Genomic DNA, 15957 nt, shown 5'->3' with positions numbered 1-15957 from the left:
CGGAGATGCGGGAGTAGCTTGAGGTTACTGTTATTTTTTTCGGGGGGATAGGGCACATGAACGAATGCATTGAAATGAAGAATGTCAGCTGGATGCGGGAGGGAAAAACCGTCCTCGACGGGATTGACTGGAAGGTTGGCGAAGGAGAGCATTGGGCTCTGTTCGGCTTGAACGGTTCCGGGAAGACGACGCTGCTTAATTTGCTTTGCGGATATATTTGGCCGACCACAGGGGAGATTCACGTTCTTGGCCATAAGTTCGGAGAGATCGATTTGCGGGAGCTCCGTAAATCGATCGGCTGGGTAAGCTCCTCGCTCCAGGAACGAATCCATAGCGGGGAAAAAGCCCAGCATCTGGTGGTCAGCGGCAAATTCGCTTCTTTCGGCTTGTATGACAAACCGGAGGACGAGGACTTTGACCGGGCGGCGGCCTTGATGGAACAGCTTCGGTGCGGACACTTAAAGGACCGGACTTATCAAACCTGCTCCCAGGGTGAACAACAGAAGCTTCTGATCGCGCGGGCGTTGATGGCTTCGCCGAAGCTGCTCATTCTTGATGAAGCCACCAACGGTCTTGATTTTATATCCAAAGAAGGGCTGCTGGACAGCATCAACGAACTGGCTCGTCAGCCTGACGCTCCCAACATGCTTTATGTGACGCATCATACGGAGGAAATTTTGCCTATCTTCGCGCACACCCTCCTGCTCCGGCGGGGACGGGAATTCACGCAGGGGAAGACCTCGGAGGTGCTCAGTACCGAATCTCTTTCCGAGTTTTTCGAAATGCCGGTCCAGGTTGACTGGAACGGGAACCGTGCCTGGTTGTCCCGGAAATAGTTAATGTTTATCGTGTTCTGTTTTTGCCACCTTTTTCCGCTTAGTACGTATTAACCCTTAATGGAAGTTATCTTCTGTTACAGCCGAGAAACGGCAGCAATAGATAAAGCGGAGGGATGCAAATGGAGACAGGAACGGGAGCCAACAAGGGGCCAAAAAAGGAAATCAAATTGCGGGGGGCGGCTGCAACAGTCCTCATCGGATTACTAGTGATCATTGTAGGGGCAAGCAGCTTTGCACAGGTAGAATATGGACATGTCGGATTGTATAAAACGTTCGGCAAGCTGAACAGCAACATATTATCACCGGGAATCCATTTAAAGGTTCCATTCGTGCAGTCGGTGATTCAGGTAAACACGCAAGTTACGAAGGCGGAGACGGATACGAGCGCCTCGTCCAAGGATCTTCAGCCGGTTTCGACTCATGTTGCGGTCAACTACTCGGTCAATAAGGAATCCGCCTATAACCTGATGAACAATATCGGCGGTAACTTCGACGCCATCATCATTAACCCGGCCGTACAGGAGATCGTCAAGGAAGTAACGGCCCGTTATCAGGCCGAGGATCTGATTGCGAAGCGCGATGTTGTCGCCGGGGAAATCAGCGAGCATTTGACGAATCGGCTGGCTAAATACGACTTGATCGTCAATGAAATCAACATCGTCAACTTTAAATTTTCCGATGCGTTCAATCAATCGATCGAAGCCAAGCAAGTGGCCCAGCAGCAAGCTCTTAAAGCGAGCAATGACCTCAAGCGGATTGAGATCGAAGCGAAACAGAAGATAGCGCAGGCTCAGGCCGAGGCGGAATCGTTGAAATTGAAGAAACAGGAAGTAACGCCTGAGCTGGTTCAGTTGAAACAGATCGAGGTGCAGGAGAAGGCACTCGAGAAATGGGACGGACGTTTGCCGTCCGTGACAGGCGGAGCTACTCCGTTTATCGATATTCAGTCGCTTACCGGCGGACAGCCGTAAGCTAAACCCCTCAGGAACCCGCCGACTTGGTCTCGGCGGGTTTTGATTTGTTCTTTTTTCGCCGTATGAAGTACATGATCATGTAAATAGCTGGGATGACATATTCAGCGGTAAGCACGAATGGAGAAAGATTTTTGGCCGTGAAATTAGACAGTTCCTGCTGCGATCTGGCCATCGCGATGGACAGTACGCCTACGAAGGCAACGATAGGCAGGGATAATGATTTATAATCCTTCACCCCGGTCAATTGTGCTATACAGATGACGGCCGTGAAGCACAAGAATGAGATTTTGACGAAAATGCTGGTCAACCAGAGTAGAATCAGAATCGGGTCAAGCGTTTCTATAAATGAACCTGCCCGAATAAACCGAATTAACTCCAAGTCGGGATATACGAGGTTCGAACCCAAGTCCACCCCGAACGTAAGCAGAACGGGAATGAGATGGGACAAGATAATAATGAGAGAACTAAGCGTCGTAAAGAAATAGGTTTTCATCACTTTCTTGGGTTCTTTTAAGTAAGGGTACAGAAGAAAGAGAAAAGCAAGCTCGCCGAACATGCCTAAGTTGTAAAATATCCCATGGGTGATGTCCGTGAAATGCAAATGGCTTACCAAAGCGATAAGCGCATCCTTCTCTATCTCTTGCATGGCCAGGAACGGAATGAGCAAAAACGCTATGGCACTGATCAGAAATATGCCCTGAGCCGCGCGAAAGATCGTATTCAAGCCGGATCTGACGGCGTAAGCGATACAGATTCCGAAGATCATGATGACGGACCAGGCCGGTGTATCGATCAAATAGATGGACAGAAGGAAATCGGACATCTGTCTAAGATTTAAGGCAGATAGTATCAATTTGATCAGCACAATGATTAGGATAAATATCGTGTGAGGGCCTCTGCCGACCAGTTCCCCTCCGAATTCCGTAAGAAATTCGTTTGGACGAGAAGAGGCCACTTTATAGGAAGGGTAGACGAGCACAACAGCAAGAAATGCGCCGATCACCGTCGCAACGGGAGCTGAAAAATGGCTGCTTGAGATCAGCATGCCGAGCAGAAAGGCAATGACCGTGGTAAAAATATGCAAGTTATAGAGTGAAAAGATTTGGGTGCTGGAAACGCTCTTTTGCATGATGATTCACTCCCTCCTTATTCAAGATCCTCAGCCAGATATCCAGACATCAATGGATTTGCCGACAAACTCAAATAACATGGTTACATTCCACTTGTCTTTGAGCTTAAATAAAACTTCCGAAAGCAGTAACAGACCGACCGAAATCCCAAGCACAATCCACTTATCGCGGCGTTTAACCTTCGCCTTCCGTTGACTCAGCCACTCGAACACGATGATCACGAGAAACATGGCACCTATCCAGATCATTGTTTCACTGCCTTCCGTTATTTTTCTTCATATTCTTGTAAATTGACCGAACGAATTTCACCGCCGGTACGTTTAATGGTGATCTTTACGGTTATATCGATCGGCATTTTCTCGGAATAATAGGTTCTCCACTCGTCTTTTATCCGGTTCCAAGCCTTTGGATATCTCCAGAACAAGTATTGATTCATTAAAAATGAATCGGATTTGGCTTTTCGTGTTTTATCGATGACCTGTCGCAGTCTCTTCTCAATGTTTTTTCGAAATGCTTCTTGCATCTGATTGAGCGCCTCCTGGCTTTTCAAATCGATATCGGAACTGGAAGAGAGGATATATGCGCTCGCACTGCTCTCGATTTTGAAGGAGATTTCGCCGTTCTTTATGACGGGTAAGATTTTTGTTCCAATGCCTTGCGCAACGGCGGTAACCTCTTTTCCATCGGTTGGAGAAGAAGAGGTGACGATGGAGGTGTCGAGCTGGGAACTAATCCAGAGCGCGCCTCTTAATTCCTCATCAGTCAGGACGATTTTGCTCATTTTTCCTTCACGCATAATGGCAGCTCCGTCGGTACCCATCCAATGTTTCATCTTAGAGGAATCCGCTGCGCCCATTTCGGGTTTATATGAAAAACTTAGCAACGGAAGAAGAATGTCTCCGCCCTTGTACCTCGCCATTAAGAAATCCTTGACCGTCGTGTCGAGGGTCTGCTTCTGTGTTATAAATTTCAGTAAAATATCCGCAATGAAGCGCTCGAAAATGGTTGGCACTAGTATGACTTCCGTTGCCTTGTTCGGGGTTAAGAACAGATTGGAGCTAAGATGAAAGGCGGGTTGCCGTGAAACGAATTCCAGCACCGGATCGATCCCCTTCTCGGCAAACTTGCGGCCGACTACGATAACCCGGGTTTGACCGAAAGAAATCGTTCTGGAGGTATCTAGCTGAATCAACTCGACGGCTTCGCTAATCGTTCTCGCTTTTCTGGTCGTAAAGGTATAAGGATCACCGGTTGTGGATCCGCCACCGCCACCCGCGGAACCCGGAATCATCCGATTGGGAAGGGGGAAGCCAAGCGTTACTTCCGTTTGTCCGTCTTCCGATTCATCTACGATCATCATCATGGCGAAGGCGCGGTTATTGAGTTCTTCGGCCGACCAGCAGCCGCAAATGGCGGTCAGCAACAGAATAGCCAAAGCTCCGCGAAAGGCCGGTCTTGTCAGAAGCTTCATATCTCATCATCCTTTATCTTTGGCCCAACCTCGAGAGTCTTTTTTCTGCCTAGTGGGGTTTACAGCAGCTGTTTGAAGCGGGCGTTTATGCATTTTGTACCAAGGTGCCCGGACAACGGTATCTTTCAAGTCCGAAACCACTAGCGGAGCTACCGGGGACAAATAAGGAACTCCGAACGACGCCAGATTGTTCAGATGGATATAGATCAGGATCAATCCGCACGCGATACCGTAAAGGCCAAACATCGCAGCAAGAAACATGATCGGAAACCGCAGGAGCCTGAACGATAATCCAAGGTCAAAATGCGGGATGATAAAAGAGGCGATCCCGGTCAGCGAAACGATAATGACCATGGCGGCGGAGACGATACCCGCTTCCACGGCGGCGGTGCCTATGATTAAGGCTCCGATAATGGAGACGGCTTGGCCGATTGATTTCGGAATCCGGACCGAAGCTTCCCGGAGTGCTTCAAACGCCAGCTCCATCATGAACGCTTCCAAAAAGGCAGGAAACGGAACGATCTCCCTTGCGGCTGCGATGGTTCTTAAAAATTGCGGAGGAATCATCTCCGGATGGAACGTTGTAATGGCGATATACAGAGAAGGCAACAGCAATGAAATGAAAGAAAAAAAGAAACGGATCCAACGTATCCATGTCGCAGCGATAAAGCGTTGGAAATAATCCTCCGAAGATTGCAGCAACATAGTAAGCGTGACCGGAACAATAAGCGCCATCGGCGTTCCGTCTACGAAAAGCCCCAATCGTCCTTCTAGCAATGCAGCGGCGACGACGTCCGGTCTCTCCGTATATTGCACCTGAGGGAAGGGGGAATAGGGGTTGTCTTCGATCGATTCCTCAATATAAGACGAGCCAAGAACGCTGTCGATTTCGATATAGGAAAGGCGCCGCTTCATTTCATCTACCAGTTCGGGCTTGCATATGCCATCGATGTATGTGAGCACGATGTCGGTCTTTGTTTTTGTCCCGATGATCAGGGATTCCGTTTTAAAGCCCTTGTTCTTTAGCCGTCTGCGCATGAGGGTGAGGTTGATTTCCAAATCTTCAATGAATGACTCACGTGGTCCGCGGATGACAGATTCATTTGGAGGTTCCTCAATCGAGCGGGTCGGATAAGACGAAATGGAAAAAGTCATCATCCGGTTGTCCCCGTCGATCAGCAGCAGAGCCCCTGCGTCCAATATTGCGTCCAAGCCTTCGTTCATATCCTCAGTAATCTTGTTTTGGGATACGGACAGTCCCTTGTCTTCAAACAGAAATTTATAAATATCTTCAGGTTTTTCCAAGCTATCCGCTTCTTCTTGCAGGCTCCGGATGATGAAGTCTTGGGCGGTAGTCTGGTTGATCAATCCGCGAATGTATATCAGAGCGCTGGATTGTCCCGAACTGAGATCAAATTGACGTACGATCACATCCGAGCAATTCTTAAATTGTTGTTGAAACCAGTCGAGCTTATTCTCGAGACTCTTACCAGTCGATGGCCGGGAAGGAGGGAGTGTATTTGGCGGCTGCCCGTCCGTTTTCTTCGATTTGTCTCCGCCGGTGGTCCCGGAATGCTTCGGACGTCTCCAAATTGGCAAAATGATGACCTCCCTTGTGAATCATATGATGCATATAAAATTCTCGAAAATCAGGAAAATTATTCTGTGAAAGGAAATACAGACTTTGGAACTATTTATTTGTGATGTCGTTTGATCGATATTTAAGATATAGCAGCTAGCATAAATCCGCCTTATTCCGGCAAACAGCGAGAATCCGCTATCATATAATGAAGTAACGAGATAAGAGGGGGGCTAAATTGAAAACTCATGTAATGGAAATTCAAGAAGGGGATCGGCTGCGGACGGACATATTTAACCAGGCAGGTCTCCACGTTCTTCCCAAAGGAACAAGCATACATAAAGAAGAAATTGCTCTTCTCATCCGTCAAAACATTAACTATGTGGACATTGAGCCCAGAGAAGACGAGCTGTCTCTCTCAGGCCTGAACCGTCAGGATTTTACGAACCGGCTGAAAGAAAATTTCGAGCGCACAGTGCTGGGCTACCAGTCCATATTTCTCGAAGCGCTGACGACGGGGAAATTCAACCAGTCCATGGTGGAAGAAAAGCTCCAGCCAATGCTCGAAATCATTGACAGTGAAAAAGACGTCGTATCCCTGTTGATCACTTTTGGAGAAAACGACACCAATCTTTACACGCACTCTTTGCAAGTGGGTCTTTTGTCCTATTACATTGCTTCCTGGCTCGGATACACGCCGGCGGAATGTTACGAGATCAGTAAGGCAGGGTATTTGCACGATATCGGTAAAAGCAAACTCCGCCAAGAACTGCGCAATCATACCGGTCCATTCAATGAGGCGCAGATTGACGAATTGAAGCGGCATACGAGGTACGGCTACGAAATTATCCGCGATTCCATGACGGATGAAGTTCCGGCTCTGGTTGCGCTGCAGCATCATGAACGCGAGGATGGCTCGGGTTATCCTCAGGGATTGAAGAAGGACGAGATTCACCCGTACGCTCAAATTGTCGCTGTGGCCAATACTTATGTGGAAATGACGTCACCAGACAATGCGAAGGGCCGCTTAGGTTTGCTAACGGTGCTCCGCAAAGTGTACGAGCTTGGGTTCGGTGAACTCAACGAACGGGCGGTGCAGGCGCTTGCCCGCCATTTGATTCCGCAATTCATCGGGAAACAGGCTCGCTTGAGCAATGGCGAAACCGCAACGATTGTTTGGAACAATCCGAGCGATTTTTTCAGACCGCTGGTCCAGGTTAAAGACCGTTTTCGGGATTTGGCGGTGGAACGCGACATTGTTGTAGAGGATATTTTTATGTAGTTAAGGCATTAAAAAGCCGGGTTCCGCATTTAAGCGGAACCCGGCTTTTGCATTGTCGTACTCGCTGTCGTTATTCCACTAAGCCAAGCTCTTCGTAAACCCGAAAGTCGATAACCCCGTTGACGGGCAATTGGCGGTCATCCTGAAATTTTCTCAGGGCGGAGGCGGTGTCCGAACGGAACTTGCCGTTGCATACTCCCTGGAAGTAACCTGCGCTTTTCAAGCGGGATTGAATGAGCTGGACGTCTCCGCCCACATCGCCTTCAGCCAGATTTCGCGGCTCCTGGCTGGCATAGCCGAGAACATGTCCGTAGATGGTAACCTTGGTCCCGACCGGTATCAACTCATACAGATCAAGCACATCTCGATTTTGCATTCGAATGCAGCCATGGCTGAGATGCTGGCCGATCGAATATGGCCGGTTCGTTCCGTGTATGCCGTAAATGCCCCAAGGGACATTGAGACCAAGCCAGCGCGGGCCAAAAGCGGGCCCCCAGTTCTTACCCTTGTAAACAACCTGATATTCGCCTACAGGGGTTGGGGTGGAGGGATTGCCTACGGCGATCCTGTAAGTTTTGAAAGGCTCCCCTTGTACGAGCACGACCAGCTTGTGCTGAAGCGGATAGATTTCGATCGCAAAAATGCCGTCCTCCTTCTGAATCGGCAACGAAGGGTCGGCAGCGACCGGTTGAGGGTTTACGAAATTAACGGAATATCCGTTCAACAGCACAAACAGAACGGAAGCCGCCAAAGTAACCCGTCGCATAAGACAAACGATTGTTGAGATCATGGCAGTCCTCGAAATGATTATTTGAGGATAGGATACCCATGACATTTATTTTCATTCCAGGTATCCCTGATCCGCTGCCAAGAACAGAATTCGCATCGCGGCCAATATAGCATACGATTCATGAAACTAACAATAAAATACAGAAATAAAATTTATTATGATAGTTAAAATCTGAAATTTAATTTCAACAAAACAATGACAATTTCCAGATTTTATATCTTTTTCGCTTGTCTTTTAAATGAAAACCGCTTAAGATATGAGTGCAAGTTCAGTAAAGATTAATAGGGTGAGTAGGGAAGCCAATGGCGATTAACGATAATATTTTGATCAAAATCCGGGAAATGAAAGAGAATTTGACCCCGGTAGAGAGACTCGTAGCCGAATATATTTTGGCCAATACGGAGGAAATTCCCCATCTATCGATCAAGAGCCTTGCCAAACAGAGTAAGACCAGTGACGCTTCCGTGCTGAGGTTTTGCAAGACGATGGGTTATAGCGGGTACCGTAATTTTATCGTGAGCATTTCCGCAGCAGTGGGTTCCATGGATGAGGAGCGGAAAGACGTATATACCGACATTCAGCCGGGGGATGATCTGTTCACCATTACCTCCAACATTTCGCGAAACAATATCAAGTCGATCGAGGATACGCTGAGCGTCATCGACCGAAATGAGGTGGCTCGTGCGGTCAAGGCGCTTCGCGCCAGCAGCAGGATCGTTTTCTTCGGGATCGGAGCATCCGGTTTAATTTGTATGGACGGGGAACAGAAGTTTTCCCGCATCAACAAGCATTGTCACGCCTATACGGACGGACACAGCCAGCTTACCGCGGCAACCTTGCTGGGCAAAGGTGATGTGGCTATTTTCGTTTCCAATTCGGGCGATACCGTGGAAATTCTGGAGACCCTGGAAATCGCGAAGAAAAATAATGTGTCCACGATAGCCATCACCAGGTATAACAAGAGCGAGCTGGCGGACAAGGCGGATATACTGCTCGGCATCTCAACGCCGGAAGTCACGATGCGAAGCGGGGCCATGGGCTCCAGAATCGCTATGTTGACCGTTATCGACATATTATTCGCCGGGGTGGCCAGCGTGGATTACCAGAATGTAAAGAAGTATTTGACCAAGACGCACAATATTCTAGCGGGGAAGCACCGCAGCCGGAAATCCTGACTTGAATCCTATCGTTAAAAAAGGCATCGACCCACGAGGGCTGATGTCTTTTTTTGTAGGAAAAAAGAATTAAAAAAACAAAATAAAATTTCACGATAAAATTTTATTTCAAAAACTATTGACTATGTAAGCGGTTTCCATTTAATATAAAAACCAAGAAACGAGGCCTTGAGTTCATCATCAGTGAGGAGAAAGGATCTGCTGCTATGGAACAATATTTTGCAGGACTGACTACGGAAAAAATTAATCCAAACACGCAAATGATTGATGAGTGCACGACCGAGCAAATGCTGCAACTGCTCAATCAGGAGGATGCCAAGGTTCCGGCTGCAGTAGCTGCGGAAATTCCACAAATCGGGAAGGCGGTGGATGTTCTACACCAATTGTTAAAAAACGGTGGAAGAATGTTTTATATAGGAGCGGGTACTTCAGGGAGACTTGGCGTACTGGATGCATCCGAATGTCCGCCAACCTTCGGCGTGGATCCCTCATTGGTACAAGGACATATTGCCGGAGGGGATATGGCCTTAAGGGTAGCCGTGGAAGGGTTCGAAGACAGTGCGGAGGAGGGGATGGCCCTAATCGATCGCGTCGGCGTCACGGCAAAGGATGCCGTAATCGGCATTTCGGCAAGCGGATCCGCGAGCTTCGTTATCGCCGGGCTGCAAAGAGCCGCGGAACTCGGTGCGGTAACGATCGGTGTCGCTAACAACAAAGGCTCCAGACTGGAGTCTCTTTGCGACATATGCATCGCACCCGTCGTCGGGCCGGAGTTCATTACGGGTTCGACGAGACTGAAGGCGGGTACGGCGCAGAAGCTGGTGCTCAACATGCTGACGACATGCACGATGATCAAGCTCGGCAAGACGTACAACAATCTGATGGTGGACTTAAAGGCTAGCAACAAGAAGCTGTACGACCGTTCTTTACGGATCATAAAAGTCGCTACAGGCGCGGACAACGAGACGGCAGCCAAATATTTGGAGCTGGCCTCAATGAACTGCAAGCTGGCGATACTCATGATCAAAACGGGACTGGATGCAAAGAAAGCGGAGCAAGCGCTCCAAGAGAACGATGGGAATTTGAAAATGGCTATTCGTACTACCAATAAAGTAGTTTAGCAAGATATCCCGGGGGGAGGATTTTTCTGATGACAAGAAAAATGCAAGTATTGGCTTCCGTATTGGCTCTCTTTATGCTCTTGACGACATTATCGGCATGCAGTTCGAAAAACAGCAATTCAGGGAATGGAAATTCAGGAAATGGCAATGGGGGCTCTACAGGCAGCGAAGCCAACGGAAACGCGGGGAAATCGGAAGCTAAAGATACGATTACTGCACTGCTTCCGCCGGTTTCGGGCAATTACCAAAACAATTTTGCGCAAATGGAAAAGGATTTTAATGCGCTATATCCGAATCTGACTTTGAAAATCGAGCCGGCCAGTTGGGAAGACATGACCCAGAAGCTCGATACGCAAGTCAACGCCGGCAGCCCACCCGACATCGCCTTTATCGGCTCTGACGGTATATCCAAGTACGTGCAGCAGGGCATGCTGATGGACATTAAAGATACGGCGACCCCGGAGATGGTATCGGATTACGATCCCGCTCCGCTCGAATATATGAAGAACGGCGACAGCCTCTACGGCTTCCCGGCCTACATGGAAGTGCACGCCATCGGCGGCAACAAGGAGTATCTTGAAGCTGCAGGCATCGATTGGAAAAACGTGCAGAAGAACGGCTGGACGTTCGAAGAATTCCGCGAAGCGATCAAAAAGGGCGTTGTCAAAGAAGGCGACACTACGAAACGGTACGGCTTTGTCTTCGCAACATCGGGCGTTACAGCTAAGGACTATTTGAACATTTTGATCAAAAACGCGGGCATGCCTGCTTCGTTCAACAAAGATTTGAAGTATGCCTACACCAGCAAAAACTACCTGGAAGTGTTAAAAGCGGTCCGGCTCATGATCGACGACGGCTCGATGCCGAAGGAGCTCAGCTCGGTGGACGCGGGCAAACGCTGGAACATGTTCCTCACCGGTCAAACGATGATTACCGGGAAAGGGCTGGCGACTTTCGAAAACTCGGCCAACAAGAACAATGAGAAACTGAAGGCGAATGACGGCAGCGCCGTGCAGGGCAGCATTCCGGTGGAGTACATCGTCCTTCCGGTCCCGACCTTCCTCGGTCAGGATCCGGTCTCGAGTACCGTAGTTGACGGGTATGTTACTTTCCGCGGCAAAAAAGAGCCTACGGCGGAGCACAAAGCCAATGTGGTAAAAGCGGCATACTTCTTGGCCAGCGGCCAGGTAGCGGCCACGACGAACAATGACCTGTTTGCAGCTCATATTTCGAAGTCGGGCAGGGAAGCCGCCGAAAGCATGACCATTGACCGGAATCCGGACAACGTAGCCGCGGTCGAAACCCTGCTGTCGCATGCGAATCCTGCCCGCCCGGACATTCCGGTCGAGCTTGGCGCCAAGGCGATCAAAATGGAAGACGAAGTCATCATTCCAAAATTGCAGGCCTTGCTTGCGGACGAAATTTCTCCGGAAGAAATGTATGAAGCCGTTAAAGCCGCAGCGATCAAGAACTTTGGCGAAGACGGCATCGTAAACGATTAGTCTATTCTGCTCGGATAGTCGCGGGTCATTCTGCGGCTATCCGGTCCATTTTTTGCAAATGTGATGAAAAAGGGGTTCAGACATATGGCTCAGTTGGCAAAAGCACCGATAGCTAAACCCGTAAAGCGGCGGAGATGGAAGGGAGACGGAGGCTGGGCATATGCTTTTATCGCGGTTGCGTTGATCGTCTATGCGATGTTTACGGCCTATCCGGTAATCAGCGCCTTTATTATCAGCTTTCAGGAATACCGGCCGCTCGGCTCCGTGTTTATCGGCTTCGACAATTACACCAGCACCTTCCGGGATTCCCTGTTTTGGAAATCGATTAAGAATACGATCGTGTATACCGTGTTGACCGTACCGGTATCGCTACTTCTCTCGTTTGCTGTCGCCATTATGATTCTTCCGCTCAAAAAGGGACTGCAAACGACGTTTAAGGCAGTCTACTATTTACCTGCGGTTGCTTCCGGCGTAGCCTTGTCGGTCGTATGGCTGTGGATTTTCGATCCGATGACATCCGGAATCCTGAACCAGTTCCTCGCGCTGTTCGGTATTTCCAATCAGAATTGGCTCGGGTCCAGTGCGTCGGCAATGTTCTCCCTCGTGCTAATGGCTTGGCTGTCGAGTCATGGAACCAGCATCATCATCTATCTGGCAGCATTGCTAGGTATTGATGGAAGTTATTATGAAGCGGCCGAGCTGGATGGTGCCTCTTTTTTTCAAAAATTATGGTACATCGTAATCCCTTGTCTCAAGCCGACTACGCTGTTTCTTCTCGTCACCGGGGTCATCGGTTCGTTTCAGGTGTTCCAGAACGCTTACCTGATGACGGGCGGCGGACCGGATAATGCCACGACGATGGTCGGTCTGCTTATTTTCAACAATGCGTTCAAGTACTTCGAGTTTGGCGAAGCGGCGGCACAATCCCTGATTCTGACAGTCATTATCGCCGGGATATCCCTGATTCAGTTCAAATTCCTGGGCAATGACGTGGAATATTAGAGGAGAGGAGAATGATCCATGGCGTTGTATAGCACACACACGGGCAACAAACCGGTCAAATACATCCGTAATACAACGATAACTGTCGTTCTTCTGCTCTTTGCGCTGGCGACGCTGTTTCCGATTTACTTCATGATTATTTCCTCCTTCGGCGATCCGGTGGAAGCGGGAGCTCTAAGCTATTCGCTTTGGCCGAGTAAAATATCATTCGATTCCTACAAGTTTTTCTTTGATTACAGTGAACATTCTTACCGCTGGCTGCTGAATTCGCTGATCGTCGCAAGCTGCGTCACCGTATCCAATGTGATCTTTGCGACGCTGGCCGGCTATGCCTTTTCGAAAATCCGCTTCAAGGGCCGGGAGATTCTGTTCTTCATTCTGCTCTGCGCGATGATGATTCCGTATCAGGTCACCCAGGTACCGCTTTATATATTGATCGTCAACGTTTTTCAGATAGAAAATACGTATTCCGCCCTGATTTTGCCGGGCCTTGTCACCGTCTTTAACATCTTTCTGGCCAAACAGTTCATGACCTCTATCCCTACGGAAATCCTGGAGTGCGCCAAAGTCGAAGGCTGTAACCAACTGCAGATTTTCCTCAAAGTCATCGTGCCTTTATCCAAAACGGTCATGGCGGTCATGGCGATTCTTACTTTTATGGAAAGCTGGAATACGTTCTTTTGGCCGTTCCTGGTCACAAATACGATGGATATGCAGACGATCCAGGTCGGGTTGAAGAACTTTCGTTTTGCAAACACGACGTATTTTGCTCCGATGTTGGCCGGGGCTACTATTTCTGCACTTCCGATGTTCATCCTGTTCTTTAGCCTGCAAAAATACTTCCTCGAAGGTGTTACCGTAGGGGCGGTGAAGGGGTGAGTGACGCAGATATCCTGCACGCAGCCAAGTCTCGCTATGCGGTCGGGCTAATGTCCGGCACGTCCGTGGACGGTATTGACGCCGCTTTGGTCAAAATCGCGGGACCGCCCGGTACAAAGGTAGAGGTAGAGCTGGTTTCGTTTAAAAATTCGCCGTATCCCGTGCGGGTCAGGGACGAAATACTTGCCCTGTTCGATCCGGAAAAGGCGACGATTGACCGGGTGGGCCGGTTAAACGTCTGGCTTGGGGAGCTGTTTGCGGAAGCGGCGCTCTCGGTCATCGCTATGTCAGGACTATCGCCAGAAGACATCGCCTTCATCGGCTCCCATGGACAGACGCTGTACCATTCGCCCGAAGCGGAGAATATCGACGGCTATGACCTGCGCTACACCGTGCAAATCGGAGAGGGGGCGGTCATTGCGGCAAGGACAGGCATTACATGCATATCCGACTTCCGGGTGGCCGATATGGCGGCCGGAGGACAAGGCGCTCCGCTGGTTCCCTTTACCGAATACTTGCTATACGGGGAGGAGAAGCGAACCCTGCTGCTGCAAAATATCGGCGGTATCGGGAATATGACGGTAATTCCGGCCGGCTGTGCGGCGGAGGATGTCTTTGCTTTTGATACCGGGCCGGGGAACATGCTGATTGACGGAGTGGTCACCCGTTTGACACACGGAGCGAAAACGATGGACGCCGGCGGTGTTATCGCCCGCGGGGGGAGGCCGGATTCCGGATTGTTGAGTCTGCTTATGCAGGAGCCTTATTACAGCCGGGGTCTGCCTAAATCGACGGGCAGGGAGCTCTTCGGAACGGCTTATGTCGACAGGCTGCTGAATTATCAACAGGAGTTCGGGTTGTCGGATGCGGATCTGGTGGCGACGGTTACCCGGCTTACTGTCCGGTCCATCGGTGATGCGTATCGCCGCTTTGTCCGGGACCGATATTCCGCGGACTTGCTGATCGTCGGCGGAGGAGGGAGCTATAATCCCGTGTTAATGGAGGGCTTGAAGCAAGAGATGGCGTCGCTGGGCGTCCAGGTGCTGAGCCAGGAAGATCTCGGTTTCAACAGTGATGCGAAGGAAGCGATGGCATTTGCCCTGCTTGCCGATTATACGCTAGCGAACCGGCCGAACAATCTGCCCGGCGTGACGGGAGCGGAAAAGCCGGTAGTCATGGGAAAGATCAGCTTGTCTAATTCTGGAGGGGACAGGGAAAGAGGTGCAAAATCTTGATAAGAATCTGGGAACACCGATACATCCCGGAGACGCTGGAGTTATGGAACAGGGAAGCCGTGAAGGACGGATATAAAGAGTTTTCTGAGGAGACCTTCTCGGAGCTTATTCTGGAAAACAAATATTTTGATCCTGAAAGTGTTTTTTTGCTGTTTGATGAGGATGAACGATTGAAGGGATTCGCTATAGGATGTACGGGTGCGGATCTGCCTTTGGGCGCCGAAGCGGGTTATATTACCTGCATGGTTAGCGAGGGAAAAGCAGCTGAGGGAGATTCCATTGAGGAAAACTTCACTCTTCTGCTGGAAGCTTTGGAGACGCGGTTCCGCCTGCTAGGCAAGACGCAGGCAGATGTATTGTTTTTCAATCCGATGATGCTGCCTTGGTATATTCCGGACACGCCGGGTCATGAGCATAATAATGCCCCCGGCGTGCCGGTCGGCAGCCGGATGCATGAATTTCTGCTGCGCAGCGGCTATGCGGAACGGGCCATAGAATGCGGGATGTATTTGCGTCTGGACGATTTCGCCATTCCCGAGACGATCATGTCAAAAGCGCAGAAGGCGGAAGCGGAAGGATATCGGGTGGGTGTCTACGATCCTTCGATTCACAGAGGAATGGAAGAGATGCTGGACAGTTTAAGCAATCCGCTTTGGCGGAAGCAAATTCCTGAGTTTGCCGCGGACGGCGCTCCGCTGATTATTGTGGAGAATAGCGGAATGTTGGCCGGATTTGCCGGGCCGGTAATCAGGCAGGCTAACGGGCGGGCTTTCTTCGCAGGTATCGGCGTTCATCCGCATCACGAAGGGCACGGTCTGGGCACCTTACTTTTCTTTAATATGTGCGAAGCGTTCCGGATGGTAAGTGCGGAGTACATTTCCCTGTTTACGGGCAGCGAAAATCCGGCTAAATCCATCTATGAAAAAGCCGGGTTCCGGACGGTCAAATCATTTGCAGTCATGAGAAGGGAGTTGTAAC

Annotated in this window: 15 protein-coding genes; 10 read left to right on the top strand and 5 right to left on the bottom strand. The window is 49.8% G+C overall.

All coding sequences use genetic code 11. From position 1 onward, the window contains the following. Positions 1-56 precede the first annotated feature (56 nt). A complete protein-coding gene (locus KB559_RS05895) occupies positions 57-836 on the top strand; it encodes an ABC transporter ATP-binding protein (RefSeq protein ID WP_211020777.1) in 780 nt (259 codons plus the stop codon). Positions 837-958: 122 nt separating this feature from the next. Further along, positions 959-1810, top strand: coding sequence for a prohibitin family protein (locus KB559_RS05890; protein WP_211020776.1), 852 nt, complete (start codon positions 959-961; stop codon positions 1808-1810). Between the two features lie 10 nt (positions 1811-1820). On the opposite strand, the gene KB559_RS05885 is transcribed toward KB559_RS05890, so the two are convergent. The 4 genes from KB559_RS05885 to KB559_RS05870 are packed head-to-tail and all read right to left on the bottom strand — an operon-like array spanning position 1821 to position 6013. After that, positions 1821-2942 (bottom strand): GerAB/ArcD/ProY family transporter, encoded by a 1122-nt coding sequence (locus KB559_RS05885; RefSeq protein ID WP_211020775.1) that lies wholly within the window; start codon positions 2940-2942, stop codon positions 1821-1823. 30 nt (positions 2943-2972) lie between these two features. Beyond that, a complete protein-coding gene (locus tag KB559_RS05880; RefSeq protein WP_211020774.1) occupies positions 2973-3191 on the bottom strand; it encodes a hypothetical protein in 219 nt (72 codons plus the stop codon). A 17-nt stretch (positions 3192-3208) separates the two neighbouring features. Further along, positions 3209-4414 carry a Ger(x)C family spore germination protein gene (locus tag KB559_RS05875; protein ID WP_211020773.1) on the bottom strand — a complete coding sequence of 402 codons (1206 nt, stop codon included), beginning with the start codon at positions 4412-4414 and terminating at the stop codon, positions 3209-3211. 6 nt (positions 4415-4420) lie between these two features. Then, the gene (locus KB559_RS05870) at positions 4421-6013 is read right to left on the bottom strand and encodes a spore germination protein (RefSeq protein WP_211020772.1); all 1593 of its coding nucleotides are present in this window, start codon (positions 6011-6013) and stop codon (positions 4421-4423) included. Between the two features lie 218 nt (positions 6014-6231). Here KB559_RS05870 and KB559_RS05865 point away from each other — a divergent pair, with 218 nt between their 5' ends. Next, positions 6232-7275: an HD-GYP domain-containing protein gene (locus KB559_RS05865; RefSeq protein ID WP_211020771.1), complete on the top strand. Its 1044-nt coding sequence runs from the start codon at positions 6232-6234 to the stop codon at positions 7273-7275. Between the two features lie 70 nt (positions 7276-7345). Here KB559_RS05865 and KB559_RS05860 read toward each other — a convergent pair whose 3' ends face one another. Beyond that, positions 7346-8041, bottom strand: coding sequence for a L,D-transpeptidase family protein (locus KB559_RS05860; protein ID WP_481856426.1), 696 nt, complete (start codon positions 8039-8041; stop codon positions 7346-7348). A gap of 326 nt (positions 8042-8367) precedes the next feature. On the opposite strand from KB559_RS05860, the gene KB559_RS05855 reads away from it, so the two are divergent. From KB559_RS05855 to KB559_RS05825, 7 genes are all read left to right on the top strand, one after another. Then, the gene (locus KB559_RS05855; protein WP_211020769.1) at positions 8368-9240 is read left to right on the top strand and encodes a MurR/RpiR family transcriptional regulator; all 873 of its coding nucleotides are present in this window, start codon (positions 8368-8370) and stop codon (positions 9238-9240) included. Positions 9241-9446: 206 nt separating this feature from the next. Continuing rightward, entirely contained in the window at positions 9447-10361 is a 915-nt protein-coding gene (gene murQ, locus KB559_RS05850) for an N-acetylmuramic acid 6-phosphate etherase (protein WP_211020768.1), read from the top strand. 29 nt (positions 10362-10390) lie between these two features. Continuing rightward, positions 10391-11863: an ABC transporter substrate-binding protein gene (locus tag KB559_RS05845; protein WP_211020767.1), complete on the top strand. Its 1473-nt coding sequence runs from the start codon at positions 10391-10393 to the stop codon at positions 11861-11863. An 84-nt stretch (positions 11864-11947) separates the two neighbouring features. Beyond that, the gene (locus KB559_RS05840; protein ID WP_211020766.1) at positions 11948-12865 is read left to right on the top strand and encodes a carbohydrate ABC transporter permease; all 918 of its coding nucleotides are present in this window, start codon (positions 11948-11950) and stop codon (positions 12863-12865) included. A gap of 18 nt (positions 12866-12883) precedes the next feature. Further along, complete coding sequence (locus KB559_RS05835; protein ID WP_211020765.1) at positions 12884-13744, top strand: carbohydrate ABC transporter permease; 861 nt, start codon at positions 12884-12886, stop codon at positions 13742-13744. Beyond that, positions 13741-14979 carry an anhydro-N-acetylmuramic acid kinase gene (locus KB559_RS05830; protein WP_348772891.1) on the top strand — a complete coding sequence of 413 codons (1239 nt, stop codon included), beginning with the start codon at positions 13741-13743 and terminating at the stop codon, positions 14977-14979. Before KB559_RS05835 ends, KB559_RS05830 begins: the two co-directional genes overlap by 4 nt. Continuing rightward, entirely contained in the window at positions 14976-15956 is a 981-nt protein-coding gene (locus KB559_RS05825; protein ID WP_211020764.1) for a GNAT family N-acetyltransferase, read from the top strand. Before KB559_RS05830 ends, KB559_RS05825 begins: the two co-directional genes overlap by 4 nt. The last annotated feature ends 1 nt before the right edge of the window (position 15957 follow it).

Source organism: Paenibacillus sp. Marseille-P2973 (genome assembly GCF_018101095.1).
GTDB lineage: Bacteria > Bacillota > Bacilli > Paenibacillales > Paenibacillaceae > Fontibacillus > Fontibacillus vini.
This window is presented reverse-complemented; position numbering and strand designations above follow the sequence as displayed.